We start from the raw sequence: 26,787 nt of genomic DNA on the forward strand, positions 1-26,787 counted from the left end.
ACATGCAAATTCAAGCACGCGCCAGCCGCGCCATCCTGCGGGCCGCCATGGCCACCATCGTCGCTGCCGCTGGCGGCGTCGCGTTGCTGCCGGCCGCACACGCCGCGGCACCCCAGGTCAAGACCAGCGCGCCGGGCTACTACCGCGTGATGCTGGGCGAATTCGAGATCACCGCGCTGTCCGACGGCACGGTGAACCTGCCGGTGGACAAGCTGCTGCACGAACCCGCGCCCAAGACCACCAAGGCCCTGGCGCGCAACTTCCAGCAGGCGCCGGTGGAGACCTCGATCAACGCCTACCTGATCAACACCGGCAGCAAGCTGGTGCTGGTGGACACCGGCGCGGCCGGGCTGTTTGGGCCGACGACGGGCAAGCTGCTGGCCAACCTGAAGGCGGCCGGCTATTCGCCCGAACAGGTCGACGACATCTTCATCACCCACATGCACCCGGACCACGTCGGCGGGCTGGGTGGCAATGGCGAGCGCACCTTCCCGAATGCCACCGTGCACGCGGACCAGCGTGACGCCGACTTCTGGCTCAGCCAGGCCAACCTGGACAAGGCGACGGCAGAGAACAAGGGTTCGTTCCAGGGCCCGATCAATGCCATTGGCCCGTACCAGAAGGCCGGCAAGTTCGCGCCCTTCAGCGGCGACACCACGTTCATGCCCGGCATCAGCGGCCACGCCGCCTACGGCCACACGCCGGGCCACACCACCTACAAGATCGAAAGCAATGGCCAGACGCTGGTGCTGTGGGGTGACCTGATGCACGTGGCCGCGGTGCAGTTCGACGATCCTTCGGTGACCATCGAGTTCGACTCGGACTCGAAGGCCGCTGCCGTGCAGCGCAAGGCGGCGTATGCGGAGGCAGCGAAGACCGGCGAGCTGGTTGGCGCGGCCCACCTGTCCTTCCCCGGCCTGGGCCATCTTCGCGCCGAGGGCAAGGGCTATCGCTTCGTGCCGCTGAGCTACAGCCTGATGCGCTGAACTTGCGCCGAAGCGTTTGATTCAGGCGGCCCGCGAGGCCGCCTTTTTCATGGCCGCGCGTGTCCCCCCAATCTGCGGCTCGCCGCTGGCGCAGCGCGCTGGCATCATGGCCCGCCGCTGCGGGTCATCCGGCCCGGCGACACCACAGGAGGATGGCATGAGACATGCACGCACACGCAAGCTCGGCGAGCTGGCCACGGCAGCCGCGCTGCTGCTGGGCACGGTCGGGGCTGCGCTGCCACAGGTCGCACTGGCGCAGGCCGCGGCGGCGGCCGCACCGCTGGCCGCCGACACGCCCAGCACGACCACGGCCGGCAACCGTTTCCTGGCGCCGCAGGGCTGGAAGCTGAGCCAGCGCGGCCCGGCCACCTTGCTGGAAGCGCCGGAGGGCGGCTCGCTTGTGGTGTTGATGGACGTGGCCGATGCAGCCGATGCCGACGCAGCAGTCGCCGCGGCCTGGGCCGCCTACAAGGGCAGCGCGCCATGGCCGCTGCGCCTGGCCTCGCCGGTGGCCGCCAAGGACGGCTGGAGCGAGCGCCGCAACCTGGTGTACCAGACCAGTCCGAACGAGGAGCGTGGGGTCAGCGCGCTGGTGCAGCGCGCCAACGGTGTGTGGACCGTGGTGATCGCGGACATTGCCAACGCCGTCGGCGAAAAACGCGGCGCGCAGCTCAGCCAGATCTTCGGCAAGCTGCTGCCCAAGGGCTACGAGCGCGAGAGCTTCGCCGGCAAGAAGGCAGCGCCGCTGACGCCCGAGCGCATGGCCATGCTGAGCCAGTTCGTGCAGCAGGCGATGGCAGAGACCCGGGTGCCTGGCGTGGCCTTCGGCCTGGTGCAGGACGGCAAGCTGGTGTTTGCCGGCGGGCTGGGGGTGCGCGCGCTGGGCCAGCCGGAGAAGGTCGACGCCGACACGCGTTTCCAGATCGCCTCCAACACCAAGGCGATGACCACGCTGATGCTGGCCAAGCTGGTCGACCAGAAGAAGATGGGCTGGGACACGCCGGCCACGCAGTTGCTGCCTTCGTTCAAGCTTGGCAGCCCCGAGACCACGCGGCAGGTGCTGGTCAAGCACCTGATCTGCGCCTGCACCGGCATGCCGCGGCAGGACCTGGAATGGCTGCTGGAGTTCAAGGACCTGACGCCCGAAGGCGCCATGAAGCTGCTGGGCACCATGCAGCCGACCAGCGGCTTTGGCGAGCTGTTCCAGTATTCGAACCCGATGGCGGCTGCGGCCGGCTACATCGGCGGCCACGTGGCCTACCCGGCGCTGCCCATCGGCCAGGCCTATGACCAGGCCATGCAGGCCCTGGTCTTCGACCCGCTGGGCATGCGCCGCAGCACGCTGGACTATGCGGCGGCGCAGGTGGGCAACACCGCGATGCCGCATGCGCCCGACGAGGATGGAAGGATGGTTGCCGCCGAGCGCCGCATGAACCTGTCCATCGTGCCGATGCGGCCGGCCGGTGCCGGCTGGAGCACGGTCAACGACGTGCTGAAGTACGTCTCGATGGAACTCGCCGAGGGCAAGCTGCCGGACGGCAAGACCTACGTCTCGCGCGAGCCGCTGCTGGCCCGGCGCGCGCCGCAGGTCACCGTCAGCACCGACCTCACCTATGGCATGGGGCTGGAGGTCAATACCGTCTACGGTACGCCGGTGGTGCACCACGGCGGCGACATGATCGGCTACCACAGCGACATGATGTGGCTGCCCGAGCATGGCGTGGGCGCGGTGGTGCTGACCAATGGCGACCTGGGCTGGGTGATCCGCAGCCAGTTCCGCCGCAAGCTGCTGGAGGTGCTGTTCGATGGCAAGCCCGAGGCTGACGCGGCAGTCGCGACGCAGGCCAAGGCCTACTACGACGACCTGGCGGTGGAGCGCAAGTTGCTGACGGTGCCGGCCGACCCGGCGGTGGCCGCGAAGCTGGCCAGGCGCTACGTGAATGCCGCCGTGGGCGCGATCGAGGTCAGCCGCATCGGCAATCGCCTGCACTTCGACTTCGGCGAATTCGACAGCGACATGGCCACGCGCCAGAACCCGGATGGCACGACCACCCTGTCCACCCTGGTGCCGGGCTTCAGCGGCGTGGAATTCGTCGTTGGCCAGAAGGGGGACAAGCGCACGCTGACGCTGCGCGATGCGCAGCACGAGTACGTCTTGATGGCGCAGTGATGGGGCAACGGGCTCGGTGAGTACACCGAGCCGCCCGCCGGGCGGGTTCGCGGGTGCGCCGGCAACGCCAGCGGATCAGCGCAAGGTCAGGCCACGGTCCCGCTCGTGCCAGATCAGACGGGCAAGGTGAACGCCAGGCCGATCTGCGAGCCGTAGATGGGGTAGCGCACCTTGCAGCGGTAGCCGCGAAGCCGCTCGGCGTCCCAGCCCTGGGTCTCGCAGACGTGGCGGATCAACTCGGAATATTGCGGGAACTCAGGCATGCGGAACGCGGCAGGGCCGCGGCCGAGAAACTGCACGCTTTCCAGCATGTCCAGCCGATCACCGACGCGCGCCGGGTCGTCAGGATGGGCAATGCCCCGCACCACCGTGTCGTAGAGCCGCACCTCGGGCACCACGCCAGGCCAGACGTCCTCGTGCAGCAGCGCATCGACGATGTAGGCCTCCGATGGCGGCTCGGCCTGGCCGCCGAGGCCCGAAGTGGGGCCGCCGCTGCCGCGGCGTGCACGGTGCAGGTTGCGATAGAGCATCGCGAAGACAAGGTCGCCGCCGTGGCCATCTGCCCGCCCCAGCGGCAGGCCGGAAACCGCGGTCTCGACGATGTGGCCGTGGCTGGCCACTTCGATCTCGTCGGTCGAGATGGTCGAATACTGCGGCAGCAGCATGTCGGCCATGCTGTGAACCGTCTGGCCGCCAATGCCCGAAGCGGTGAAGTGCGCGCCATCGGCCGCCATCGAAGAACTGCAGACCCGCAGCACGCCTGAAGGCCGGGTGCGCCGGCAGCCCAGCAACGCGTCAATGCCGATGCAGTCGTGGTAGGTCGGGTTGGTGGCGGACGGGTACAGGATGCCGGTGTTCAGCACCAGTTGCGCCTGCACGCCGCGCAAGGCGCTGACGGACTTGAAGGCCGCCGTCTTGTGGCGCAGCTCGAAGGTCGCGCGGGACTCCTGCGCCCAGTCGCTCAGCACGGCCTCCAGCGTCGCGCGGTCACCCATGTCCACGTCGATGAAACGCTCGAAGCCGCTGATCGCTTCATCGACCCTCGCAATGGCGTCGCTGGTCGCGCCGTGCTGCGCGGCACCCTTGAGCATCTGCCGCAGCGCTTCCTGACCGGGGATGGCAAACAGCGTGGCCAGCGGGTCGCTGCTGCGTGTGGACGTCATCAAGCGGCTGACGGCCGACTGGCTGAGCTTCAGCACCGCTTGCAGGCCCTTCTGGTCGCGGGCACCGGCACGCGCCAGCTGGCCCAGCAACGCATCGATGGAATGCTGCAAGGCCAGACCGGTGGCCTCGGCGCGTTGACGCAGCGCCACGTCGGCCAAACGGCTCCGGGGGATGTCCGAGTTCATCTCACCAGCATACCGCGACCAGACGGAAAAATATTCTGAGAATTTCTTTCAGAATTGTTGCCTTGATTCCGACACATCGATATGCTGCATTCACTTCTCGTTCATGTTCGGCCGGCACAGCACGCCAACCCGAGCCGGGCGGAAGTGCCAACCTCACCCGCCTGGCCACCACCCGGTAGCTGTTCCCGACCGTATGCATGGAGTTTGCTGAGATGACCGTTTCCCGTTCGACCTCTTTGGCCCTGACCGCCGCTGCCGCCCTGATCGGCGGCCAGGCCGTGGCAGCGCGCCCCTTGCCCGCCGCCATGCAGTCGCCGGCCCAGCGCATGGCAGCCATCCAGCAACAAGCAAGCCAGCAGCATGCCGCGGCCCAGGCCGCCGGCACCGCCGACAACACCGCACCGGTGCTGACCCGCTTTTCGCTGGTGGGCGACGTGAACGCGCAGTCCGTCAATCCCAAGGAAGACCTGGACGTGACGATGTCCGACGAGATGTCGGGCCTGACGACTTACATCATCAACCTGAAGGGCCCGTCGGGCCAGATGGTGCAGCGCGTGGAAACCATGTACGGCCAGATGAAGGTCGATGGCCGCATTTCCATCGGCGCGCAGTTGCTGGGTACGCCCTCGTTCAGCCGCTTCTCTGAGCCTGGCACCTGGCAGGTCGACTCGGTCTTCCTGTCCGACGGCAACTTCAACATGAAGATGTACTGGCCCGAGGACATCGCGCCGCTGGGCGGCCGCACCAGCTTCGCCGTGAAGAACACCAAGGGCTACGACATCACGCCGCCCACGCTGACCAGCGGCAGCGTGGAGACGCCCAAGCTCTCGCTGTCCACGCCGCCCGCCGGTACCCCGACCGGTACGCTGCCCTATGCCAGCGTGAAGCTGGGCACCGCCGACACCGGCAACGGTGCGGTCGCCGGCGTGCTGGAAGCCATCGTCGAGTTCTGCCTGGCCAACCAGTTCGCCGACTGCGTGGACACCATCGAGCTGCATGGCCACGTGGGCCAGGTCGGCCAGGACAGCGCCACCTTCCGCGCGCTGGCACAGCTGCGTTCGGACCAGACCCCTGGCGTCTACCAGATCCTCAATGTCTTCGTGATCGACAGCGCGCAGAACAACGTGCTGCTGCAGAGCGACAAGCTCGGCGGCGGCGATGACCTGAGCAAGTACTTCCCCGGCGGCATCACGCTGAAGGTCTCGAAGTAAGACCTGCACGGGAGCGCCGCGGCGGCGGCAACCCACGGGGCCAACAGGTGGCCGTGGGCTGGCCCAAGGCTCAGTTGACCAGTGTCACTGCCGCAGGCGACAGCGTGCGCAGCAGCTCGGGCACGATCAGCCGCGGGGCCAGCGCCGGGTCGCCGGGCGGCGGTGCCGGCCGGCCCTTCAGCAGGCCGGCTGCCATGCCCCAGCGGATCTGGGCGCTGATGGTCGCGGCCAGCGCCTGGTCCAGCCGCACCCGGTAGTCCTGCTCGCGGTAGTAGGCATCGGCCTGGGCCGCGTCGATGTCCAGCATGCGCTGCATGGCGCGCCTGGCTTCGTCGGGATGCCGGGCCATGAAACGCTCGGCGCGCAGCAGCGCATGCAGCACGCGCCGCATGTCCGGCCCGCGCCGCTCCATCAGGCCCTGCGGCGCGACGATGTTGAAGTATTGGGTGTAGACCCGCGGGCTGGGCAGCACCAGCGCGTCGCTGCCCAGCTGCTTGAGCGTCAAAGAGGCCAGCGGCTCCCAGATCGCCACCGCGTCCAGCTCGTGCACCGACAGCGCCTGCGGCAGCTGCGTGGGGTCGAAGTTCTGCACCTTGACGCCTGCCGGGTCGATGCCGTTGAACAGCAGCAGGCTGTCGACGAAATAGTGGGCCGAGCTGCCGGTCACCGTGCCCACACGCTTGCCAGCCAGGTCCCGCACAGCCTGGATGCCGGCGCTGCGCCGCGCGATCAGCTTGATCTGGTGCGACGAGGCGCTGATGGTCGCCAGGATGCTGAGGTCGTAGCGCTCGCTCAAGGCGACGATCAGCTCCGATGCGGTGGCCAGGTCGGCCTGCCCGCTGCGCACGGCCTCTGCGCACTCGCGCCCGCTGTTGCACGGCAGCAGCTTCAGCTGCAGCCCCTCGGCCTCGAAATAGCCTTCGTCCTGCGCCACCTGGACCGGCAGTGTGACCGAGCCGCGCGACATGGCCAGCACCAGTGGCGCCGCCACGGCCGAGCCGGCCAACAGCCATGCGGCCAGCATGCCCACCAGTGCCCGCTTCATGACGCGGCCTCTGCAGAGGACGCCGCCAGCGCCAGCATGCGAAAGCCATTGCGCCCGCCACGCTTGGCTGCATACAGCGCCTCGTCGGCCCGGGCCAGCAAGGCCGCAGCCTCCACCGGCAAGGCCTCGGGCCCGAGGTAGGCAATGCCGATGCTGGTCGAGACCTGCAGCAGCTCGCCCTCGAACTGCATCGGCCGGTTCACCGCCTGCACGATCTTGCGGGCAATCGCCTGCGGCTCGGCATCGTTGTGCAGGCCTTCGAGCAGCACCACGAACTCATCGCCGGCCAAGCGGGCCACGCTGTCGGTCTTGCGCACGCAGGCCGAGACGGTGCTGGCGAACTGCACCAGCACCGCATCACCGGCCGCGTGGCCGCGCGAGTCGTTGATGGACTTGAAGTGGTCCACGTCCAGGAACAGCAGCGCCAGGGCCGCGCGGCTGCGCTGGCGCCGGGCCAGCGCCTCGGGCAGGCGCTCGTTGAACTGCAGCCGGTTCGGCAGGCCGGTCAGCACGTCGACCCGGGCCAGCGCCTGCAGCTGCTGTTTCGCGGCCAGGCGGTCGGAGATGTCGCGCAGGAAAGCATTCGCGACATGGCCCTCGGGCTCGCGCACCGCGCCAACCGAGAGCTCGACCGGGATCTCGTGGCCGTCCCGGTGCAGCGCGGTGATCTCGATGCGCTGGTTGACCACCGGCCCTTCGCCGGTTTCGCGGAAACGCTCGAAGCCGGCCAGGTGGGCGGCGCGATGGCGCTCGGGAATCAGCAGCTCGTGCATGGTCCGGCCCAGCACCTCGGCCTCGCGCCAGCCGAAAGTGGCTTCGGCCTGGCGGTTCCAGCGGGTGATGCGGCCGTGGATGTCCAGGCTGACGAATGCGTCCGGCGCGTGGCGCAGGATGTTGCGCACCCGCTCCTCGCTGATGGCTTGCGCGGCGGCCACCTGCTTGCGCTCGGTGACGTCGGTGGTCATCGCGTAAAAACCGCGCACCTGGCCGCGCTCGTCCAGGTCCGGCAGGTAGACCGACTGGAAATGGCGCGGCCCGCGCGGCGTGCCGCGCAGGCTCTCGAAGACCACGGACTCGCCGCGCAGCGCGGCCTCGGCCGGCGGCCGCATCTGCGCATATGCCGCCTTGTCGTCGGCCCAGAACTGCTGCAGCGAGCGGCCCAGCAGCCGCTCGGGCTCAACGCCGAAGACCACCCGGTGGTGGGCATTGGCAAAGCGGTAGACCTGGTCGCGGTCAACGTAGGTGATCAACACCGGCACGTTGTCGGTCACCGCACGCAGCTGGGCTTCGGACTGGCGCAGCTGCTCGCCACTGCCGGCCAGCGAGGCCGTCATGCGGTCGAAATGGCGTGCGAGGTCACCCAGTTCGTCCTTGGCCGGGTTGTTCAGCCGCGTGGCCAGATCGCCGCTGGCCACGGCCTGCGTGGCCCGCTCCAGCGCCTGCATCGGCTTGAGCACCCGCATGCGCACCACCAGCGCCGAGCCGATCACCACCAGCAGCATCAGCAGCGGCCCGCCCAGCGCGGCCAGGCGGAAACGCGAGCTGGCCTCCAGCCGCTCCTGCACCGCGTCCTGGTGCCACTGGTAGGCGTAGTCGCTCATCGCCTGGGTGTTGGTCAGCAGCCGGTCCAGCACCATTTCCTTGCGCCGCTCGGAGAAGGCGTCGGACTGGGCCGAGGCCACCTGCAGGGTGTCGAACAGTGGCGGCAGCGCATCGGCCACCGCCTTTAATTCCTGGAAGGCCGGGCCGTCGGCAAACGAGGCATGTTCATCGGCCAGCGCGGCCTGGATCGCCTGCATGCGTGCCTGCCACTGCCCGGCCGCACGCGGCTCGGCATGGCGGGCGTATTCCTGCGTCAGCACCAGCAGGCCTGTGACCTCGTGCGCCATCAGCTGCGCCTGGGCCTGGGTGCGGCTGGCACCGTCCTCGGCGCGGTCGGTCGCTGCGACGACCCACACGGTGCCCAGGCTCACGAGCACCGACAGCACGATGGCGGCCTGCAGCTGGAAGCGGATGCGCATGCGGCTGTACCTTCCTGCCCGCCGGCTACTTCAGCGAACCGGCCGCATTCGGCACGGCCTGGCGCAAGGGCCCGGCATGCACCAGGCCCAGGAAATTCGGCAGCTCGCCGCTGGCATGGCCCTCGCGCAGCGCCCAGCGGGCCTGGCCTTCCATGGTCGTGATCAGCGACTGGTCCAGCCCCAGGCGGTAGCTCAGGCCCTTGCAGGCCCATTCGGCCGACTTCGGCGCCAGCTGCAGTTGCTCGCGCAGCAGGCGCTGGGCCTCCGCGGGGTGTTGCTGGATCAGCCGTTCGGCGCGGTCGATGGCCCGCAGCAGGTGCTGCAGCATCGCGTCCCGCAGCACCAGCAGGCGGCGCTGGGCAACCAGGTTGAAGGTGCCCAGGTAACCCCCGGCGCTGGGCAGCACGCTGGCCTCGCCGCCCAGGCCGTTGAGTATCGAATGGGCAAACGGCTCCCAGATCGAGACCGCGTCGACCTTGCCGGCGCGCATCGCAGGCAGCATCTCCTCGGGCTGCAGCAGCAGCACCGTGACGCCGCGCGGGTCCACGCCGGAGGTGAGCAAGGCCAGGTCCAGCACGTACTGGCTGGAGGTGCCGGCCACCACGCCCACGCGCTTGCCGGCCAGGTCCCGCAGTGCCTTGGGCGCGGGCGCGCCGTTGCCGCCGCGTGCCACCAGCTTGACGTCGTCGGCCGTCGTGGTGATGGTGGCGATGACGGCATGGTCCTGCCGCTTGAAGGCATTGAAGACCACCGGCAGCTCGCCGGCGGTGGCCACGTCGGCCTGGCCATCGAGCATCAGCTGCATGCAGCGGTGGCCGCCAATGCAGTCAATCAGCCGCGCGTCCAACCCCTCGGCGGCGAAGTAGCCCTGGCTTTGCGCCACGTAGACAGGCAGCGACAGCGGTGTGCGCGACACCGCCAGCGTGACCGGCTCGGCCGCCTGGGCAGCCGCAGCCGCAGCAGCCGCAATGGCCGCCGCCAGCCAGGCGAACCCGACCCGGCGCCAGAACCTGGCAACCCACCCTGACGACACTTCACAGCCCATGCATGCCTTCCCGCGTGACGAGCCAGCGCTGGCGCGAAATTGGTGCCTGGAAACCCCAGGCGATCGCGACGCATTGTGAGGTTCAGCCGGCCATCCGAAGGCAGGCAAAACCACTGCTTACACGGTCGAATTCAGGGCTTCAAAACCGCTGCCCCTTTCAGTCCGGCAACGAAAAGGCCATGCCGATCTGCGAGCCGTAGATCGGGTAGCGCACCTTGCAGCGGTAGCCGCGCAGCCGCTCGGCGTCCCAGCCCACGGCCTCGCAGGCCTGGCGGATCAGCTCGCCCACGGCCCGCTGCAAGTCCAGGCCCACGTTCTCCGCCAGCAGCCGCAGTTCGGCTTCGGACTGGCGGGCCTCAAGCAGGGCTGCGGCAGCCAGCACCTTGGAGTGCCAGCCGTGCACGAGACCGGAACGAGGGTGGAAACGGTCCCGGCGAGCGCCGAGCGTCGCAGCTTCAGCCTTGCACGAACGCCGGCAGCAGCTGGTGGACCTTGAAGCTGCCGGCAGGCAAGGCCTGGGCGGCAATCTCCAGCAGGTGGCGGTGGTGGGTGAAGACCAGCACCTGGCCACCGGCGGCGAAACGCGCCAGTGCCTGCAGCATGCAGGCGGCGCGCTGGTCGTCTGCCGTCATCAGCACGTCGTCCAGCACCAGCGGCATCTGGCGCTCGGGCGTGCGCTGGAGTTCCAGTGCGGCCAGGCGCAACGCGAGGTAGAGCTGGTCGGCAGTGCCTTCGCTCAGGCCGGTCACGGCGATCGGCTGGCCGCCTTCGGGCTGCAGGCGCAGCACCGGCGGCTCGGTCTCGGCGTCGACCTGCAGCCGCGTGAAGCGGCCGCCGGTCATCAGCCGCAGATAGTCGCCCGCCAGCTTGACGACCGGGCCCTGGGCCTTCTCGCGGTGGCGCCGCAAGGCATCGGCCAGCAGCGCCTCGGCCAGCTTCAGCTGCGCCCACGGCCGCACACCGGCACGGTAGCGGGCCAGCGCTGCTTCCATCTCCTCGCGGGCCCGGGCGGCTTCGTCCGAGGTGTCGACCGCAGCCAGCGCGGTGCGGGCGGCGTGTTCGGTGTTGATGGCCGTGGCTTCGGCGGCTTCCTGTCGTTCGATGGTCGCAGCCAGTTCCTCGCGTTCCACGTCCAGCGCCACCGCGTCGCCATCGGCCAGCGCCAGGCGCAGCGTGGCCGCGTCGCGCTGGCTGGCGCGGGCGAGCTGGGCCTGCAGGCTCATCAGGCGAGCCTCGGCCTCGCGGCGCTGCGTGGCGCGGGCCTCGGCTTCCGGCAGCTCGGCTTCGGTGGCCACGCCGGCCTGGGCCAGCAGCTGGGCCAGCTGCGACAACGCGGCTTCCAGCGCCTGCTCGGCGCGCGCCTTGCGGCGACTTTCGGTTTCCTTCTGCTGCAGCAGCGTGGCCTGGGTGCGGGCAGCACTGCGTGCTTCGTCCAACCGGCGATTCAGGCCGTCCCACCAGCTGTCGATCGCATCGCCGCGGGCATCGCTGGCTGCCTCTTCCAACGCCTCGCCCAGCGCCGTCAACTGCGCCCGCACGGCGGCCTCGGTGGCCTCGCCCTGGCGCAGCTGGGCCTGGTGATCCTGGTGGCGCTGGTATTGCAGCGCCCAGTCGCGCAGCTCGGCCAGGCGGGCGTGCACCGCGGCAGGCGGCGCGCCATCCGGCAGGTGCAGGCGGCGGGTCGCGGCGTCCAGCACGAGCTGCGCGCGGGCTTGGCGCTCGGCCCAGCCGGCTTCGGCCGCCTGGGCGCGCTGCAGTTCGGCCTGCAGCGCGGTGACCGCCTGCTGGCGATGCTCGGCTGCCGTCTGGCGCACCTGCAGCGCCTGCTGGCAAGCGCCGGCCTGGGCGAGCAGCGCGGGCAAAGCGGCGGCTGGCGCGTGGTCCGGTTCGACGGCGGCCAGGGCTTGCGCCAACGCGGCGCTGGCCAGTTCGACCTGCTGCGCAAACGCGCTGGCCTGCTGCTGCGCGGCCAGCCAGCGCTCGTGTGCGTCCAGCGCGGCGCCGCGCTGGCCCAGCCACTCGCGCAGCGCGGCCGGTGCCAGGCCTGGCAGCGCCAGCGCGGCCAGGCGCTCGGCCCAGCGGCTGCTGCACCGGGCCTGGCGTTCGCCAAGCTCGCCCGCCAGGCGCGCCTGCTGCGCCAGCGCTTCGCCCATCTCGGCAATGCGCGATTCGCACTCTGCCGCCTCGGCGGCGCGCTGGGCGCCGGCGCGCAGCAGGTCGGCCTGGCGGTCGGCATCGGCCTGGCTGCGCTCGAACTGCGCGGGCAGGCCGGCGGGGTCCGCGGGCCGGGTTTCCGCGACGTCAATGAAGGCATTGCGCACCGCCAGCCAATCGGCCTCGCGGGCCGCGCGGGCCTGGCGCAGCGTCTCGGCAGTGACGAGCTCGCCGGCCGCGGCCAGGCCGCGCAGGCGGCGCTGCTGCACGGCCAGGTCGGCCTGCACGCGTTCCTGCGTGGCCTTGCTCACCGCGAGCTGGTCGCGCAGCGCCTGGCTTTCGGCTTCGGCCGCGTCGACCTCGGTGCCAGGCAGCGGGCGGCTGGCGAGCAGCGACGCGGCATCGGGCAAGTCCAGTTCGGCCAATGCGCGCTGCAGTGCCCGCTGCGCCGCCTCGGCAGCCTGCGTCAGCGCCATGGCACGGTTGTCGGTGTCGCCCAGCGCCTGCGCGCGCTGCAGCGCGGCAGCCAGGGCCTGTCGAGGGGCGGCGGCGGGCAGGGGATCGTCGGCCTGCTGCAGCGGCGCCAGGCGCTCTGCCGCCTGGTCGCGTTGGCGGCGCAGCTGCTGCAGCTCGACGGCCGCCGCCTGTGCGTCGTCCAGCGCCTGTTGCCAGGAGGCCTGGTCGGCGGCCGAAGGCAGGCGGGAGAAGAAGGCGTCCAGCGCACCGTCGAAGGGCTGCGGCGCGAGCAGGCGGCTGGCCTGCAGCGCCAGCTGCGCAGCTTCACCTTCGGCCACCGCGGCCAGTTGCACCCGCTGGGCACGTTCGCGGCGCACTGCCCCCCAGTCGGCATCCAGCCGGTCCACGCTGGCGGCCTGCGCCAGCAGCGCAGGCGCCAGCGCCAGTGCGTCCAGCGATTGCTGGTGCGCGGCCAATGTCTCCTCGGCTTCGTCCAGCGCGGCGCTGGCCTGCGCCTGCTGCTGCGCGGCGGCCAGGCGCTGTTCGCGGGCGGTCTCGGGCAGCGCTCGGTGTTCAGCGACCACATCCCATGTGGCCTGGGCCGCGTCCAGTTCGCGTAGCAGCGGTGCCACCGCGCGCAGCTCGGCCAACTCGGCCTGGCGGTGGCGCGCTTGCGCGAGTTGCTGCCGCACCTGGGCCAGTTGCTGGCCGGCCTCGTCATGGGCGCGCTTCAAGGCCTTCCATTGATCGGGCTTGGTCAGCGCTTCTTTGTAGCGGCGGCGCGCATCATCAAGCTGGCGGCTGGCCTCGTTGAGCTGGGCCGTCTGGCTGCGAGGGCTGAAAAACTGCTTGGCATCGGCCTGCAAGGTGGCCAGCAGCGCCTGGATGCCGGCCGTGCCGGTGCTGGCTTCGAACAAGGCCGCGCCGAGTTCGCCCTTGCCCTGGATCAGCTGTTCGCCGCCCTTGCGCAAGCGGGCCGAGTCCAGCCCATGCATGGTCTCGAAAACCTCCCGCGAGACACTGCCGGTCAGCGCCTGCTGCAGCGCTGCCGTCAACGGCGCCACTGGCAGCGCTGCACCCGTGGCGGGGTCGGCCGGCGTCAGCGTGTCCTTCAGGCCTTTGCGACGGGCCAGCGTGTGCACCTGCCCGGCCGAGTCCTCGAAAGCGCCGGCCAGTTGCATGTCTCGGTGGGCGTGCACGAAGTCATCGGTGCTCAGTCTTGGAATCCCGTAGCGCAGGTCGCCCATCGCGCGCAGCGCGGACGACTTGCCGGCCTCGTTGGGGCCGTAGAGCAGGTGCAGCGAAGCCGGGCCGGAGAAGTCCAGCGTGGTGGCCGTGAACGGGCCGAAGGCGTTCAGGAACAGCGTGCGCAGCTTCATGGCCGGGCCTCCGCGGCACCGAGGCGGGCCAGCAAAGTGGCCTCGGCGTCGCGCAGCAAGGCTTGCAGGCTGGCAGCGTCCAGCAGACGCGGCACGTCGTCCGGCGCGGCACCTTGCGCCTCTTCGACAGCCAGCGCGGCCGTCAGCTCGGCAGGCAGCTTGTCCAGCACATCGGCCAGCGTGGCCTGGCACAGCGCGGCCAGCGCCTGGCCGTCGGCTGCCAGCGTGTCCACGCCGCGCACCAGCTCGGCCAATGCGTCGCCACCTTCGGCCAGGCGCTGGCGGTCCAGCGGCGAGCGCAGCTGCAGCTGCACTTTCTCGATCCACAGCTCGGCGCCCATCACGTCCTGCGCCGCGGCCTGCACCAGCGCGGCCAGCGCGCCGGGTTGCCGTGCTTCGTGCGCCTGCAGCACGGTTTCGCCCTGCAGGCTGACACGCAGCGCATGCAAGGCGTCGCTGGCCAGATCGGCATCGGCCGCAACCGCGGCTTGCAGCGCGCGCACCACCCGACCGGGCACTTCGTCCACGGTGCTCGCACCCGACAGGTCCACCATCACGCGGTGCCAGCGCACGACATCCAGCGGCACGAAGCGCGCGCTGAGCTGGCCGCCCTGCACTTCGACCAGCTCGCAGCCTTTGGGTCCCGTCTCGCGGGCATGCCGGCCCTGCAGGTTGCCGGGAAAGACCACGCGCGGATGGTCCTCGTTGACGACCTGGCGCGCGTGCACATGGCCCAACGCCCAGTAGTCGTAGCCCTTGGTCTTCAGCGTGGCCAACGTGGTCGGGGCGTAGGTGTCGTGCCCCTCGGCACCGACCAGGCTGGTGTGCAGCAGGCCGATGTTGAAGAAGCCCGGCACGGCGGCCGGGTAGCCCGGCACCAGGTCTTCCGGCACCTCGCGGTTGGGGAAACTGTGGCCGTGCAGGGCCACCTGCAGATCGTCGCTGTCGATGCGCAGCGTCTCGGCGCTGCGGCTGGAGAAGACCTTGACGTTGTCCGGCCACGGCACTTCGCGGCTGATCACGCCACGCGCGTCGTGGTTGCCAAGCACGATGAAGACGCGGATGCCAGCGCGCTGCAGCCGCACCATCTGCTTGCGCACGAACAAGCCCGTGTGGAAGTCCTGCCAGTCGCGGTCGTACAGGTCACCGGCGATCAGCACGAAGGCGACCTGCTCGTCCAGCGCCAGGTCCACCAGCCGCACCAGCGCGCGCCGCGTGGCGCCGCGCAGGCGGTCCAGCGGCGCGCCGTCGAAACGGCCCAAGCCGCGCAAGGGGCTGTCAATGTGAAGGTCGGCGGCGTGAAGAAAACGCATGCGGGCGTGAGAACTCAAGGCAATGATGAGAAGAGGACCCGCGACAACGCGCGGGGCCTACACGCTAGCAGACGCCAGTGCAGCACCGCGGGCGCCGGCGGCGCTGCCGAGTTCGAATCAACCGATGCAGGATCCGGCCAGCCTGAATATCCCGGGAAATGCCCGGCAGCTTTGGCGAGACCCGGTCAAGCACAAAAGTATCAAAGATATTCCGTCGCCGAGTATGAATCAAAATGTGCCGCAACCGGCTTTCGTGACCAAGTGATGACAGCAAAACCTTCAGCGAGGGTTTGCACTGCGGGCAGTTACCCGAGTACTGGGCAGGTGTTGCGAAGAATCTTCACATCCCCCAAAAGAGCGATGCCGGAGCCCGGCCAAAGATGGTCAGATCGGTATTCTCCCCAGGGGAAAACTGTTACCAAAATGCTGCAGAGCGTGGCGTGTGGGCGAATTCCTACACGCGGCATGGGGATGATCTGATGCGCGGCCAGCGAGGTTTTTCTTAAAGTGACACCATCAACTCGAACATACCTCCGGAGACGCCTCATGGACCGCTCGGAACGCCAAATGAGAATTTCTGCCCCCACCAGCATGATCAGCCGTTGGCTGTCCGCCCGCAGCGCGCCCTTCATGGCGCCGGACAACAGTGAACTCGACCTGGGTTACGAATCGGCCCTGCCGTGGTTTGCCAGCCAGCTCGAAGAAGCGGCGCCGGAACCCTCCGCCGAAGCCTGAGCGCATCAGCGCAATTCGAAACGCGCCAGCAAGGACTTGTAGCGCTCGTGCCAGCTGGCCAGCGCCACTGGCTGCAGCCCGAAGACCTGCTGCACAAAATCCAGCGCCAGTTCCTGCGTGGCCTGTTTGACCTGCTGGTTCAACGCTTCGCCGCCCGCGACGATGCGGTCCGTGAAGATGCCGTGCGAGCCCTGCTCGAACACCGCCAGCGCCTTGTGCTCGCTGCCCATGGCTTCAAACACCGCAATGCGGTCGCTGGGCGGACTGTGATAGCCAGGCACCTTGATTTCGTCTTCTGCGGTGGTGATGTGCAGCGCCGGCACATCCATCTTGCCGACGATGCCCACGGGGCTGCCCTCGCCATAAAACGGCGGTGAAGACAGCAGCAGCGCGGCCTTGAACCGTGCGTCCCGCAACGGCAGTTGTTTGCCATCGCGCCAGATCTGCGCGCCGGCCGCCAGCATGGCGGTGTTGGCACCATACGAATGGCCGGCGACGACCACCTTGTTCGCATCCAGCCGGCCGGCCCATTCCGGCGCGGCCAAGGCTTGGTCCAGCGCGAAATGCAGGTCCTGCACCCGCGCCATGGCTTCCCGCTCCATCGCCGCGCTCTGCATGCGGAAGGCCAGCAGCATCAGGTTGCCGGTCCAGATGCTGCCGTCGCTGCCCACATGCTGCACATGCAGGCTGGCCACGCCATGCGCAGCCAGGTAACGGCCCAGGTAGCTGTAGCCCTGACGCGTGCCGCCCAGGCCGTGCGAGAAGACCAGCAGCGGCACCGGCGCTGCGCCAGCCTCGGCCTTGGGCAGGTACAGCCGCGCCGGCACTGCGCGGTCGCGCGTGGCGTCGAACCAGTCCAGGTCGCGGGTTTCGTAGTCACCAGTGGGTGCGATCTGCACCGGCAGCGCGGCCACTGGCGGCACCGCCACTGGCTGCGCGGTTTCGGCCCACGCAGGCTCGCCCGCCGCGGCCAGTGCCAGGCACATGCCCATCCAGACTTTCGCCAGACCACGCTTCATCGCACCCACCTTCCGCTTCGACCCCGGCGGCATCTGCCACCGACCGCGCGATTGCAGCAGATTCAGGGCCGACCCGAAACCCGGTGTGGGAAAGGGCCGTGGCAGCGAAAGGACTCAGCCGCTCAGCCTCCTAAGCCTTCGGCCAGCGCCAAACGGCCGCGGCCACGTCGATCTTCTTCGGGATCAGCTTGTGCTCGAAGAACAGGTCGGCCACCTTCTGCTGGGTGGCGACGGTGGCCGGGTCCATGGGCTGCACGCCGTAGCGGCTGCGCTGCTGCCAGGCCAGCACCACCTCCACCGGCAGGCCCACCAGCGGAGCCAGCTGCTCGGCCACCAGCGCCGGGTTGGCAGTGGCCCAGGCGCCCAGCGCCGCCAGTTCGTCCAGCAGCAGGCCGGTCTCGTTCGGGTACTGGCTGACGAAGCGGCGCGAGGCCTCATAAAAGGCATTGGGCCGCAGCAACTGGCCATAGTCGGCCAGCACCCGCACCTTCAGCGTGGCCTGCACGGCCGCCAAGTACGGGTCCCAGATTGCCCAGGCATCGACCCGGCCGGACTCGAACGCAGCACGTGCGTCGGCCGGCGCCAGGTAGACCGGCTGGATCTCGGTGAATTCCAGGCCGGCCTTGCGCAGTGCGGCCAGCAGCAGGTAGTGGGAACTGGAGCCCTTTTGCACCGCCACGCGCTTGCCCTTGAGCTCGGCCACGCCGCGCAGCGTCGAGGCGGGCAGCACGACGATGGATTCGGTGCTGGGCCCGCCCGGCTCGGCGCCGATGTAGACCAGGTCCTTCTCGGCCGCCTGCGCGAAGATCGGCGGCGGCGCGCCGGTGTAGCCCACGTCCACGCTGCCGGCGTTCAGCGCCTCCAGCAACTGTGGTCCGGCCGGAAATTCATGCCAGCTGACGGTCCAGCCCAGCGGCCCAAAGCGCTTCTCCAGCTTGCCCTGGGCCTTCAGCAGGCCCAGCAGCCCACCGCCCTTCTGGAAGCCGACGCGCAGCAGCCTGGCGTCGTCGGCCAGCGCGGGCCAGGCGCTGGCGGCCAGCGCGCCCAAGGCTGCGGCTTGCAGCATCCGTCGCCGGCCAAAGGCTTGCGGGGAAGACGCTTCGGAAGGTTGCGGCAGCGGGTATGGGCGAGCAGACATCGGTGGCAGAACTTCCTGGTGAAAAACGCTTCACCGTACCGCAGCACCCGCCCCCGCAGAAGCGACCGATTCAGATGAGTTCATGAGGCCCGCGCGCCAGCGGCAGGCACAAGCGCACCACGTGGCGCCTCGGCGCGTCATGCGCAAACTCGATGCGCCCGCCCAGCCTGGCCACGCCATCGCGCACCACCGCCAGGCCCAGCCCGCTGCCGGGCAGGCTGCGGCTGGCATCGCCGCGGTAGAAGGCCTGCAGCACGGCCTCGCGGTCCTGCACGGCAATGCCGGGACCGGCGTCCTGCACTTCGATCACCACCTCCTGCTGCCGCAGTTCGGCACGCAGCACCCAGGGCGGGCGGCCATGCTGGCGCGCGTTGTCCAGCAGATTGGCCACCAGCCGCTCCAGCAGCCAGGGGTGGGCGGCCGGCAGCATCAGCTGCGCGGGCAGCTCGGTGCGCAACAAGGGCTCGCCGCCGGGCAGTGCTGCGGTGTCTTCGGCCAAGGCCGCGTCCAGCGCCTGGCGCGCCACCCTCTGCAGCAGCTCGACCAGTTCGACCGGCTGATCCAGCGCCACGTCAGCCGCCTGGGCATGGTCGAGAAAGCCTTGCAGCAGGCGGTCCATTGCCGCGACATTGCGCTCGATGCTGCTGCGCCGCTCGGCCACGCCGGGCCCGTCCGGCAGCAGCGCAGCGGCCAGCCGGATGCGGGTCAGCGGGCTGCGCAGGTCGTGCGAGATGCCGGCCAGCATCAGCGCCCGTTCGCGCTCGTGCAGGCTCAGCCTGGCCTGGGTCTGCTGCCAGGCCGCGCCAATGGCGGCGATCTCGCTGCTGCCGGTGCCGGCCGCACTGCGCTCGGGCGCCGCAGCCTGCATGTCGCCGGGGCGGTGCGCGGCCATGCGCTGGCGCAGCACTTCCAGCGGCCGGGCCAGCCGCCAGGCCTGCCAGGCACTGACGGCCAGCACCAGCAGCAGGCCCAGCGCCAGGGCCAGCGCCACCCGCAGCGGCAGGTAGGGTTCGACCAGCGGCTCGCGAATGCCCAGCCAGCGGGTGCCGGCGGGGCCGCGCACCTGCAGCCACAGCGTTTGCGGCTCGCCGCGCACCATGGCCAGCTGCGTGACCGTCACGCCCTTGCCCTGCAGCCGCTCGCGCAGCTCGGCCATGCGCGGTGCCCGGCCGGGCAGCAGGTCGGCGTGAGCGGGCAGCGCCGCACTCTGCAGGACTTGCGGCAGGCTCTGGCTTGCCGCCGCGGGCGCGCTGCCTGCTGCCTGCTGCAGCGCTGGCGCCCAGCGCTCGGCAATCAGACGCGCCAGCGTCAGGTTGCGATCGAGGTAGAACAGCACGCCCAGCAGCAGCACCACACCCGCCACGCTGAAGACTTGCGCGGCCAGGACCTGGGCGAACATGCTGCGCGAGGCCCATCGCCCGCGCCAGCCCGGCCGCGGCTGCGGCTGCGCCTCAGCCACCGGGCTTGCGCGGCACGAAGACATAGCCTTCGCCGCGCACCGTGTCTATCCATTCGGTACCAGGGCTGGCCTCGCGCAGCTTGCGCCGCAGCCTGGCCACCTGCACGTCCACCGTGCGGTCCTGCGGCCGGTAGCTGCCGGCCTGCACCTCGTCGCTGAGCTGGTCGCGGTTGCGCGGCTGGCCGGGGCTGCGCGCCAGCGTCAGCAGCAGCTTGAACTCAACGCTGGTCAGCGGCAGCACCTGTTCCTGGTCCGCGGCCGTGAGCCTCACCTCGCGCTGCATCAGGTCGATCAGCAGGCCAGGAAAGCGCAGCACCGGCGTGTCCCGCGGGCCGCCCCGGCTGCGGCGCAACAGCGCCCGCACGCGGGCCACCAGTTCACGCGGCTCGAAAGGCTTGGCCAGGTAGTCGTCGGCACCGATCTCCAGGCCCAGCACACGGTCGATCGGCGTGCCGCGCGCGGTCAGCATCAGCAGGCCCAGCGCCGGCCAGCGGCCACGCCACTGGCGGCACAGCTCGTAGCCGTTGGCATCCGGCAGCATCACGTCCAGCAGCACCAGCTCGGGGTGCAGGCGCTCGATGGCGCGCAGGCCGTCGCCACCCGTCAGCACGCTGTGCACCTGCCAACCCTCGCGGCCCAGCAGCTCGCCGACCATGCCGGCCAGTTCGGCATCGTCGTCGACGATCAGGACCAGGGCCTGAGTGCTGGAGGGATTCATGGCGCGACGGGTCGAGCAGAGCTGGCAACCAGTGTAGGGGCCGGGCACGGCGGGCCGGCGAATGTTGCAGCGCTGTCATGAGTCGTCGCGTGGCGTGGCGCAGGCGCGGGCCGCGGCGGCATTCAATGCAGGCCATGAACCCGCTGTCATCGCAACTGCACCTGCCACCCTGGCTGATCGGGCTGCTGACCGGCGGCGTGCTGGGCGCCGCGCTGCTCGAAGGCTTGATCCTGCAATGGCGCGGCCAGCCCTACGACTGGCGCGCCTTCGGCACGACGCTGGGCGACATGGTCGGCCGGCGGCTCGTGGACCTGCTGGGCACCGCCCTCACCGCACCACTGCTGCTGTGGACCCATGCCCACCGGCTGGACACGCTGACGCTGGCCACGCCCTGGCAGTTCGCCGCGCTGTTCCTCGGCCAGGAGCTCGCCTACTACTGGTACCACCGCGCAGCCCACCGCGTGAACTGGTTCTGGGCCACGCACCAGGTGCACCACTCGCCCAACCAGCTGACGCTGGCCACCGCGCTGCGCCTGGGCTGGACCGGCAAGCTGACAGGCACCGTGCTGTTCTTCCTGCCGCTGGTGTGGCTGGGCTTTTCGCCGGTGGCCGTGCTGGCCACGGTCACGCTGAACCTGCTCTACCAGTTCTGGCTGCATGCCACCTGGATCCCCAAGCTGGGCCCGCTGGAGTGGATCTTCAACACGCCCTCGCATCACCGCGTGCACCACGGCTGCAACCCTGAATACCTGGACTGCAACTACGGCGGCGTGCTGATCGTGTTCGACCGGCTGTTCGGCAGCTTTGTCGCCGAGCGGGACGACCTGCCACCGCGCTACGGCCTGGCGCACCCTGTCGACACCTACAACCCGCTGCGAATCGCGCTGCAAGGCTGGCTGGCGATCGCCCGCGCATTGCGCGCCACACCCGGCTGGCGCGCCAGGTTGCGAGTGGTCTTCGGGCCACCCGCACCGGCCTTGCCGGCCAGCAAGCCCGCGCGCAACCCCGAATGCCTTTGTCCAACCCTTGCTAAACCCCTGTCCCATGGAGTCTCCGATGCCTGAAACGCCCCACCGTCTTCCCGTTCTGAAACTGAGCCTGGCCGTGGGCCTGGCGCTGAGCCTCGCCGCCTGCGGCGGTGGGGGCGGTGACAGCTCATCCGACAGCAGCGGCCCCGATGCCGCCACCGCACAAAGCACCAGTGCCGACGCCAGCACGCTGACCGAAGACGCCGCCGCCACGGCCGACCTGGCCGTGAACGCCGCGCTAGCGGTCGACACCAGCCAGCTCAGCGCCGCCTCGGCCCGCAGCGGCACGCTCTCGGCCAAGCCAACGGACCTCACCGGCAGCCATGCCTGTGCAGGCGGCGGCAGCGTGCAGCTCACGCTCAGCGGCGCCAGCAACGTGCTGCTGCTCAATGGCCAGCTGGACACCGGCGAGGTCTACGCCATGAACTTCAGCCAGTGCAGCGGCAGCGCAGGCGCGGCCGCACTCACCGGCAGCGCCACGCTGACGGTCAACCAGGCCAGCGCCAGCAGCCTCGCCCTCACGCTGTCCACCGGCACCGACGGCCTGGTCGCGGCGCTGCCCGCCGGCACGCTCACGCTCACCGGCAGCGAAACCATCGCCCGCAGCCAGAGCGGCGACCCGGCGGGCACCTGGCAGACCAGCAGCAGCTGGCAGGCCGCCAGCCTCGCGCTGCGCAGCCAGCGCAACGGCCGCGATGTGAGCTACACCCTGGCCAACGCCCAGGGCCAGCGCGACGCCACCTGGCTCGCCGGCACGCTGAGCACCACCAGCAGCACCAGCGTGGCCGACCTCTCGGCCACCGGCCTGCTGCATGCCTTCTCGCTGCATCTGGCCACGCAGGGCGCCGTGAGCTACGACGCCAGCGGCAACCCGGTCAGCGGCACGCTCACGGTGGACCTGAGTGACAGGAACCGGCTGGAGGTCAGCGTGGGTGGCGGCAGCGTCACCGTGGGCGTGGACCTGGGGGCGGACGGCAGCGTGGACCGCAGCCACACGTGGACCCGCGGCGAGTGGCTGGCCAGCGCCGGCAGTTGAGCCGATCCCGGGCGGGGCGCCGGGGCAGTTATCCTGCCGCCCCATGTACGCGCCCTTCTTCGGCTTGAAACAAGCGCCGTTCTCGATCGCACCGGACCCGCATTACCTGTTCATGAGCGAGCGCCACCGCGAGGCGCTGGCCCATTTGCTGTACGGACTGGGCGGCGGGGGCGGCTTCGTGCTGCTGACCGGCGAGATCGGGGCCGGCAAGACAACGGTCTGCCGCTGCTTCCTGGAGCAGATACCGCCCAGCTGCAACGTCGCCTACATCTTCAACCCCAAGCTCACCGTCACCGAGCTGCTGCAGGCCATCTGCGACGAGTTCCACGTGCCGGTGCCGCCCGGTGCGAAGACGGTGAAGGACTATGTCGACCCGCTGAACGCCTTCCTGCTGGCCCAGCACGCGGCCGGCCGGAACAATGTGCTGATCATCGACGAGGCGCAGAACCTCTCGGCCGACGTGCTGGAACAGCTGCGCCTGCTGACCAACCTGGAGACCAGCGAGCGCAAGCTGCTGCAGGTGGTGCTGATCGGCCAGCCCGAGCTGCGCGGCATCCTGGCCCGGCCCGAACTGGAGCAGCTGGCGCAGCGCGTGATCGCCCGTTTCCACCTCGGCGCGTTGTCCGAAGCCGAGACGGCGCAGTACATCCGCCACCGGTTGACCGTGGCCGGCCTCACCGGCGCGCTGCCGTTCGACCGCGGAGCGCTGCGGCTGATCCACCAGCTCACGCGCGGCGTGCCGCGCCGCATCAACCTGCTGTGCGACCGCGCGCTGCTCGGCGGTTATGCCGGTGGCCAGGCGCAGATCGCACCCGCCATCGTGCGCCAGGCCGCGGCCGAAGTGTTCGATGCGCAGCTCGCGCCGCCACCGCCCAGGCGCAGCCCGTCGCCGCTGGGCATGGGGCTGGCGGTGCTGGCGGCGGCCGTGGCTGGCGCCGGGCTGACTTGGTGGCTGCAGCAGCAAGCCACGCGCAGCGGCACGGCGCTGGCGTACAGCACCGCCCGGCCGGCCAGCGGCGTCGTGCCTTCCGCATCCGCCGCACGCGCCGCTTCGGGTGCGCTCGTCGCAGCCAGCGCCGCTTCGCAGGCCGCCTCGGCCGCCAGCAGTCCAACGGCTGCCGCACCCTTGCACCTGGCCGACTGGACGCCGCAGGACGGCGCGGCCTGGCAGGCGCTGGCCCAGCGCTGGGGCCTGCCGCTGGCCAGCCAGGCAGAGCCCTGCAGCGTCGCCGCGCAGCAAGGCCTGCAGTGCTACCGCAGCGCCAGCGGCAGCCTGTCGCTGATCCGGCTGATCGACCGGCCGGTGCTGCTGACGCTGCAGCGCAATGGCCAGCCGCCCGCGCTCGCAGCGCTGGTCGGGCTGGACGGCCAGCAGGCCACGCTGTGGGTGGACGGCGCGCCGCGCCGCATCGCGCTGGCCGAGCTGGCCGGCGCCTGGCGCGGCGAGTTCACCACCTTCTGGCGCGTGCCGCCGGGCTATGCCAACCGGGCCGACAACATCGGCCCGCTGCGCGACTGGCTGGCCACCCAGCTGTCGCTGGTGCCCGGCCTGGCCGCCAGCGCGGCGGCGCCTGCCAGCAGCGCCAGTGCGCCGCCACCCAGCTGGGCCGATATGACGCGCCAGGTCCAGGCCTTCCAGGCCAGCCAGGGCCTGCAGCCGGACGGCCGTGTCGGCCCCATCACCCTGATGCAGATCAACCGGGCGTCCGGCGTGGCCGAGCCGCGCCTGGACGCTGCACGCTAGAAGCACCGCCATGTCCTACATCCTCGATGCCCTGCGCCGGGCCGAAGCCGACCGCGAACGCGAGCGCGGCCAGGTGCCGGGCCTGCACACCCAGCCGCTGCCCGGCAGCGAGCCGGTGCCCGCCATGAGTTCACGGCGCTGGCTGCCCTGGGCCGGCGGCGGCCTGCTGCTGCTGGCCGGCGTGGGCGCCGGCAGCTGGTGGACCCAGCGCGAACCGGCCGCACCGGTGTCGGCTCCAGCACCGGCACCGCAAGTCGCCGCGCCGGTCGAAGCGCCAGTGATTTCGGCCGCGCCCGTTCCGGTGCCGGCGCCCACCGCCCCACCGGCTGCACAGCCGGTCGTCAGCGTGCCGGCGCCCGCCGCGTCGTCGATCTACCTGCCCACGCCTGCACCCGCCCCGGTCGTGACCCCCGTACCCGTCAAGCCGCGCACCGCCACGGTTCCCGAAGCCCCCCAGGCGCCCTCACCTGCCCTGACCGCGGCCCCGCCAGCCCCAGCGCCACAACCGGCCGCAGCCGACACGCGCGTCCCGCTGGTCTCCGAACTGCCAGAGAGCCTGCGCCGCGAGCTGCCCAAGCTGGCCATCAGCGGCTCGGTCTACTCCGACGACCCGGCCAGCCGCTTCCTGATCGTCAACGGCGAGGTGCTGCACGAAGGCGCCAAGCTGGGCGCGGAGCTGGTGCTGGAACAGATCCGCCCACACGAACTGGTGCTGCGCTTCAAGGGCCAGCGCTACCGCCAGCCGGTGTGAACGGCGGCGGGGGCGGGAGCGCCATCACGCCAGTGTCGCCAAGGAACGCAACACCTCAGGCGTCGTGGTCGGGAAGCCGAAGAATTCCAGGTAGGCCGGGATCTGCTCGAACAGCATGTCGGTGCCAACCTGGATGCGGCAGCCGCGGGCCTGGGCGGCGCGCAGGAAGGCCGTCATGGTCTGCTTCATCACCACCTCGCCGACGAAGGCCGAGGGCGCGATGCGCGACACGTCCATCGGCAGCGGGTCGCCGTCGTCCATGCCCATCGGCGTGGCGTTGACGACGACATCGTGGTCCGCCGGGTCGTTCGAGCCGGTGTGCACCACCAGCCGAAGGTAGTGCTGGCGCAGCCGGACGGCCAGCGCCTCGGCGGCTTCGGCCCTGGCGTCGAACAGCGAGATCGCGCCCACGCCGGCCTCGGCCAGCGAGGCCGCAATGGCCGAACCCACCCCACCGCAACCCACCACCAGCGCACGTGCGCCAGCCAACACGCAGCCCTTGCGCAAAGCGCCGCGCACAAAGCCCTCGCCGTCGAACAGGTCGCCCAGCAGGCTGCCATCGGGCCTAAGCAGGACGGCGTTGCAGGCACCGGCGATCTGCACCGCCGGTGTCACTTCGTCCATCAGGGCCACGGTGCTGACCTTGTGCGGCATGGTGATCAGTGCGCCGCGGATGTTGGTCAGCTGGAAGAGCGACTTCAGCAAGGCTGGATAAACAGGCGCCTGAATGCCCATGGGAACCACCACGGCGTCAATGCCCGCATGCTCGAAATACGGGTTGTAGATCATCGGCGACTTGAAGCTGTGCGTCGGGTAGCCGAGGTGGGCGATCAGCGTGGTGCTGCCGCGGATCATCGCTGCGCCCCTGTGCTCAAAACGCCATGCGCAGGCCGGCCTGCAGCACCTGCTTCTGGCTGATGTACGCCTTCAGCTCGCCGGTGGCAATGGAGCCGCCGGCGTACAGGAAGGTGTTCTTGGACAGGCCGTAGCGCGCGGTCAGCGCGAGCTTGCCCAGGTCTGCATTCGCGCCACCGCTGGCCGCCTCGTACTTCATGCGCGTGAAGTTCAGGCCGAAGACCAGCGCGGTGCTGGCCGGCACCTCGGCGCCGATGGTCCAGCCGTCGATCTCGTGCGCTGTGAACGTGCTGTCGCCGGTCACCAGCAGGTTGGTGACGCCAGAGGCTGCGCCATTGACGCTGCCGGTGGCCAGGTCGGTGTTGCGCTGCAGGCCACCCTCCAGCTTCATGAAGCCGAAGTTGTAGTTGGCGGTGAAGCTGAGCGACTTGTTGGTGTTCTCGCCGGTCGTGCGCGACTTGTTCCACTCGTAGCTCAGGCCGGTGTAGAAGGGGCCGCTGCTGTAGACGGCACGCAGGCCGTGGAAGCGGTCCGCCGTGCCTTCGCCGGGCGCGATCTGGCCGGCCGCCGTGAAGCCGGCCCAGTTCGGCGTCTGGTACTGCACGACGTTGTCGGCCCGCGGTGCGTTGAACCACATCGGCAGCGCCTTGCCCATGTTGGTCACCGCGGTGGTCGGGTTGTTGACCAGCGCGTTGGCAAAGGGGTTGCCCTGGCCGACCACCGAGTCGCTGAGGATGTACTGCCGGCCCAGGCGCAGCTCGCCGGCATTGGCCGCGCTCAGTGCAATGAAGGCCTGGCGGCCAAACGCCCGGCCGCCCTGGCCCAGGGTGCCGGTGTCGGCGTTCAGGCCGGATTCCAGCAGCACCGAAGCCTTCAGCCCGCCGCCCAGGTCTTCGGCCACGCGGATGCCCCAGCGCGAGCCGTTCAGGCCGTTGACCACGCCGTCATTGATCACGTTCTGCACACCGCCACCGGCATGGCTGCCGGGCGAGTAGCGCGACATGTTGACATCCAGCAGGCCGAACAGCGTGACGCTGGACGTGGCCGGCGTGGCCTGGGCAGCGGCCAGGCCGTGCGACAGTAGCAGCACGGCGGCCGCGGCGGTGGTGTTCAGGTGGTGCAAGCGTGGACGGATGGTCATGGGATGTCGCTCCTCGGAAGGGGATGTCTTTGTG

Annotated in this window: 21 protein-coding genes; 8 read left to right on the forward strand and 13 right to left on the reverse strand. The window is 70.2% G+C overall.

Annotated elements, in window-relative coordinates:
• Nucleotides 1–2 precede the first annotated feature (2 nt).
• Nucleotides 3–986, forward strand: a complete 984-nt coding sequence (locus AC3WR5_RS24660; RefSeq protein WP_492487873.1) for an MBL fold metallo-hydrolase — start codon at nucleotides 3–5, stop codon at nucleotides 984–986.
• Nucleotides 987–1,143: 157 nt separating this feature from the next.
• Nucleotides 1,144–3,156: a serine hydrolase domain-containing protein gene (locus tag AC3WR5_RS24665; protein WP_492487874.1), complete on the forward strand. Its 2,013-nt coding sequence runs from the start codon at nucleotides 1,144–1,146 to the stop codon at nucleotides 3,154–3,156.
• Between the two features lie 113 nt (nucleotides 3,157–3,269).
• On the opposite strand, the gene AC3WR5_RS24670 is transcribed toward AC3WR5_RS24665, so the two are convergent.
• On the reverse strand, nucleotides 3,270–4,505 hold the full coding sequence (locus AC3WR5_RS24670) for a hypothetical protein (RefSeq protein WP_492487875.1): 1,236 nt from the start codon (nucleotides 4,503–4,505) through the stop codon (nucleotides 3,270–3,272).
• A 212-nt stretch (nucleotides 4,506–4,717) separates the two neighbouring features.
• Between AC3WR5_RS24670 and AC3WR5_RS24675 the strand changes: the two genes are divergently transcribed.
• Nucleotides 4,718–5,716, forward strand: a complete 999-nt coding sequence (locus AC3WR5_RS24675; protein WP_492487876.1) for a hypothetical protein — start codon at nucleotides 4,718–4,720, stop codon at nucleotides 5,714–5,716.
• 70 nt (nucleotides 5,717–5,786) lie between these two features.
• Here AC3WR5_RS24675 and AC3WR5_RS24680 read toward each other — a convergent pair whose 3' ends face one another.
• The 6 genes from AC3WR5_RS24680 to AC3WR5_RS24705 form a co-directional block, all read right to left on the reverse strand.
• Nucleotides 5,787–6,761 carry an ABC transporter substrate-binding protein gene (locus AC3WR5_RS24680; RefSeq protein ID WP_492487877.1) on the reverse strand — a complete coding sequence of 325 codons (975 nt, stop codon included), beginning with the start codon at nucleotides 6,759–6,761 and terminating at the stop codon, nucleotides 5,787–5,789.
• Complete coding sequence (locus AC3WR5_RS24685) at nucleotides 6,758–8,782, reverse strand: diguanylate cyclase domain-containing protein (protein ID WP_492487878.1); 2,025 nt, start codon at nucleotides 8,780–8,782, stop codon at nucleotides 6,758–6,760. Before AC3WR5_RS24685 ends, AC3WR5_RS24680 begins: the two co-directional genes overlap by 4 nt.
• 25 nt (nucleotides 8,783–8,807) lie before the next feature.
• Complete coding sequence (locus AC3WR5_RS24690; RefSeq protein WP_492487879.1) at nucleotides 8,808–9,827, reverse strand: ABC transporter substrate-binding protein; 1,020 nt, start codon at nucleotides 9,825–9,827, stop codon at nucleotides 8,808–8,810.
• Between the two features lie 157 nt (nucleotides 9,828–9,984).
• Complete coding sequence (locus tag AC3WR5_RS24695; protein ID WP_141289736.1) at nucleotides 9,985–10,230, reverse strand: hypothetical protein; 246 nt, start codon at nucleotides 10,228–10,230, stop codon at nucleotides 9,985–9,987.
• A gap of 52 nt (nucleotides 10,231–10,282) precedes the next feature.
• A complete protein-coding gene (locus tag AC3WR5_RS24700) occupies nucleotides 10,283–13,816 on the reverse strand; it encodes an ATP-binding protein (protein ID WP_492487880.1) in 3,534 nt (1,177 codons plus the stop codon).
• On the reverse strand, nucleotides 13,813–15,129 hold the full coding sequence (locus tag AC3WR5_RS24705) for a metallophosphoesterase family protein (protein WP_492487881.1): 1,317 nt from the start codon (nucleotides 15,127–15,129) through the stop codon (nucleotides 13,813–13,815). Before AC3WR5_RS24705 ends, AC3WR5_RS24700 begins: the two co-directional genes overlap by 4 nt.
• Before the next feature lie 546 nt (nucleotides 15,130–15,675).
• Here AC3WR5_RS24705 and AC3WR5_RS24710 point away from each other — a divergent pair.
• Nucleotides 15,676–15,864 (forward strand): hypothetical protein, encoded by a 189-nt coding sequence (locus tag AC3WR5_RS24710; RefSeq protein ID WP_141290087.1) that lies wholly within the window; start codon nucleotides 15,676–15,678, stop codon nucleotides 15,862–15,864.
• A gap of 5 nt (nucleotides 15,865–15,869) precedes the next feature.
• Here the strand turns inward: AC3WR5_RS24710 and AC3WR5_RS24715 are convergent, their stop codons facing one another.
• The 4 genes from AC3WR5_RS24715 to AC3WR5_RS24730 all read right to left on the reverse strand — a co-directional run bounded on the left by AC3WR5_RS24715 (nucleotide 15,870) and on the right by AC3WR5_RS24730 (nucleotide 20,198).
• Nucleotides 15,870–16,883, reverse strand: coding sequence for an alpha/beta hydrolase family protein (locus tag AC3WR5_RS24715; protein ID WP_492487882.1), 1,014 nt, complete (start codon nucleotides 16,881–16,883; stop codon nucleotides 15,870–15,872).
• Nucleotides 16,884–17,013: 130 nt separating this feature from the next.
• The gene (locus AC3WR5_RS24720; protein WP_492488030.1) at nucleotides 17,014–17,949 is read right to left on the reverse strand and encodes an aliphatic sulfonate ABC transporter substrate-binding protein; all 936 of its coding nucleotides are present in this window, start codon (nucleotides 17,947–17,949) and stop codon (nucleotides 17,014–17,016) included.
• Nucleotides 17,950–18,091: 142 nt separating this feature from the next.
• Nucleotides 18,092–19,420: a sensor histidine kinase gene (locus tag AC3WR5_RS24725; RefSeq protein WP_492487883.1), complete on the reverse strand. Its 1,329-nt coding sequence runs from the start codon at nucleotides 19,418–19,420 to the stop codon at nucleotides 18,092–18,094.
• 52 nt (nucleotides 19,421–19,472) lie between these two features.
• Nucleotides 19,473–20,198, reverse strand: a complete 726-nt coding sequence (locus AC3WR5_RS24730) for a response regulator transcription factor (protein WP_492487884.1) — start codon at nucleotides 20,196–20,198, stop codon at nucleotides 19,473–19,475.
• A gap of 134 nt (nucleotides 20,199–20,332) precedes the next feature.
• On the opposite strand from AC3WR5_RS24730, the gene AC3WR5_RS24735 reads away from it, so the two are divergent.
• From AC3WR5_RS24735 to AC3WR5_RS24750, 4 genes are read left to right on the forward strand one after another with little or no spacing between them, the layout of a single operon-like run.
• A complete protein-coding gene (locus tag AC3WR5_RS24735; protein WP_492487886.1) occupies nucleotides 20,333–21,262 on the forward strand; it encodes a sterol desaturase family protein in 930 nt (309 codons plus the stop codon).
• Nucleotides 21,255–22,262 (forward strand): hypothetical protein, encoded by a 1,008-nt coding sequence (locus tag AC3WR5_RS24740; protein ID WP_492487887.1) that lies wholly within the window; start codon nucleotides 21,255–21,257, stop codon nucleotides 22,260–22,262. Before AC3WR5_RS24735 ends, AC3WR5_RS24740 begins: the two co-directional genes overlap by 8 nt.
• Nucleotides 22,263–22,305: 43 nt before the next feature.
• Nucleotides 22,306–24,006: an ExeA family protein gene (locus AC3WR5_RS24745; RefSeq protein ID WP_492487889.1), complete on the forward strand. Its 1,701-nt coding sequence runs from the start codon at nucleotides 22,306–22,308 to the stop codon at nucleotides 24,004–24,006.
• Between the two features lie 10 nt (nucleotides 24,007–24,016).
• Nucleotides 24,017–24,757 (forward strand): general secretion pathway protein GspB, encoded by a 741-nt coding sequence (locus AC3WR5_RS24750; RefSeq protein ID WP_231012828.1) that lies wholly within the window; start codon nucleotides 24,017–24,019, stop codon nucleotides 24,755–24,757.
• Between the two features lie 24 nt (nucleotides 24,758–24,781).
• Here the strand turns inward: AC3WR5_RS24750 and AC3WR5_RS24755 are convergent, their stop codons facing one another.
• Both AC3WR5_RS24755 and AC3WR5_RS24760 read right to left on the reverse strand, forming a co-directional pair.
• Complete coding sequence (locus AC3WR5_RS24755; protein WP_492487890.1) at nucleotides 24,782–25,612, reverse strand: shikimate dehydrogenase family protein; 831 nt, start codon at nucleotides 25,610–25,612, stop codon at nucleotides 24,782–24,784.
• A 16-nt stretch (nucleotides 25,613–25,628) separates the two neighbouring features.
• The gene (locus tag AC3WR5_RS24760) at nucleotides 25,629–26,753 is read right to left on the reverse strand and encodes a porin (RefSeq protein ID WP_492487892.1); all 1,125 of its coding nucleotides are present in this window, start codon (nucleotides 26,751–26,753) and stop codon (nucleotides 25,629–25,631) included.
• Between the last annotated feature and the right edge of the window lie 34 nt (nucleotides 26,754–26,787).

This window comes from Ideonella sp. FW305-24 (genome assembly GCF_058788035.1).

Coding starts and splice junctions, on each gene's coding strand:
- AC3WR5_RS24705 (WP_492487881.1), bottom strand. CDS start 15,129: ATGCGTTTTCTTCACGCCGCCGACCTTCACATTGACAGCCCCTTGCGC.
- AC3WR5_RS24725 (WP_492487883.1), bottom strand. CDS start 19,420: ATGTTCGCCCAGGTCCTGGCCGCGCAAGTCTTCAGCGTGGCGGGTGTG.
- AC3WR5_RS24700 (WP_492487880.1), bottom strand. CDS start 13,816: ATGAAGCTGCGCACGCTGTTCCTGAACGCCTTCGGCCCGTTCACGGCC.
- AC3WR5_RS24690 (WP_492487879.1), bottom strand. CDS start 9,827: ATGGGCTGTGAAGTGTCGTCAGGGTGGGTTGCCAGGTTCTGGCGCCGG.
- AC3WR5_RS24680 (WP_492487877.1), bottom strand. CDS start 6,761: ATGAAGCGGGCACTGGTGGGCATGCTGGCCGCATGGCTGTTGGCCGGC.
- AC3WR5_RS24750 (WP_231012828.1), top strand. CDS start 24,017: ATGTCCTACATCCTCGATGCCCTGCGCCGGGCCGAAGCCGACCGCGAA.
- AC3WR5_RS24710 (WP_141290087.1), top strand. CDS start 15,676: ATGGACCGCTCGGAACGCCAAATGAGAATTTCTGCCCCCACCAGCATG.
- AC3WR5_RS24675 (WP_492487876.1), top strand. CDS start 4,718: ATGACCGTTTCCCGTTCGACCTCTTTGGCCCTGACCGCCGCTGCCGCC.
- AC3WR5_RS24735 (WP_492487886.1), top strand. CDS start 20,333: ATGAACCCGCTGTCATCGCAACTGCACCTGCCACCCTGGCTGATCGGG.
- AC3WR5_RS24760 (WP_492487892.1), bottom strand. CDS start 26,753: ATGACCATCCGTCCACGCTTGCACCACCTGAACACCACCGCCGCGGCC.
- AC3WR5_RS24755 (WP_492487890.1), bottom strand. CDS start 25,612: ATGATCCGCGGCAGCACCACGCTGATCGCCCACCTCGGCTACCCGACG.
- AC3WR5_RS24745 (WP_492487889.1), top strand. CDS start 22,306: ATGTACGCGCCCTTCTTCGGCTTGAAACAAGCGCCGTTCTCGATCGCA.
- AC3WR5_RS24730 (WP_492487884.1), bottom strand. CDS start 20,198: ATGAATCCCTCCAGCACTCAGGCCCTGGTCCTGATCGTCGACGACGAT.
- AC3WR5_RS24715 (WP_492487882.1), bottom strand. CDS start 16,883: ATGAAGCGTGGTCTGGCGAAAGTCTGGATGGGCATGTGCCTGGCACTG.
- AC3WR5_RS24660 (WP_492487873.1), top strand. CDS start 3: ATGCAAATTCAAGCACGCGCCAGCCGCGCCATCCTGCGGGCCGCCATG.
- AC3WR5_RS24665 (WP_492487874.1), top strand. CDS start 1,144: ATGAGACATGCACGCACACGCAAGCTCGGCGAGCTGGCCACGGCAGCC.
- AC3WR5_RS24720 (WP_492488030.1), bottom strand. CDS start 17,949: ATGCTGCAAGCCGCAGCCTTGGGCGCGCTGGCCGCCAGCGCCTGGCCC.
- AC3WR5_RS24740 (WP_492487887.1), top strand. CDS start 21,255: ATGCCTGAAACGCCCCACCGTCTTCCCGTTCTGAAACTGAGCCTGGCC.
- AC3WR5_RS24685 (WP_492487878.1), bottom strand. CDS start 8,782: ATGCGCATCCGCTTCCAGCTGCAGGCCGCCATCGTGCTGTCGGTGCTC.
- AC3WR5_RS24670 (WP_492487875.1), bottom strand. CDS start 4,505: ATGAACTCGGACATCCCCCGGAGCCGTTTGGCCGACGTGGCGCTGCGT.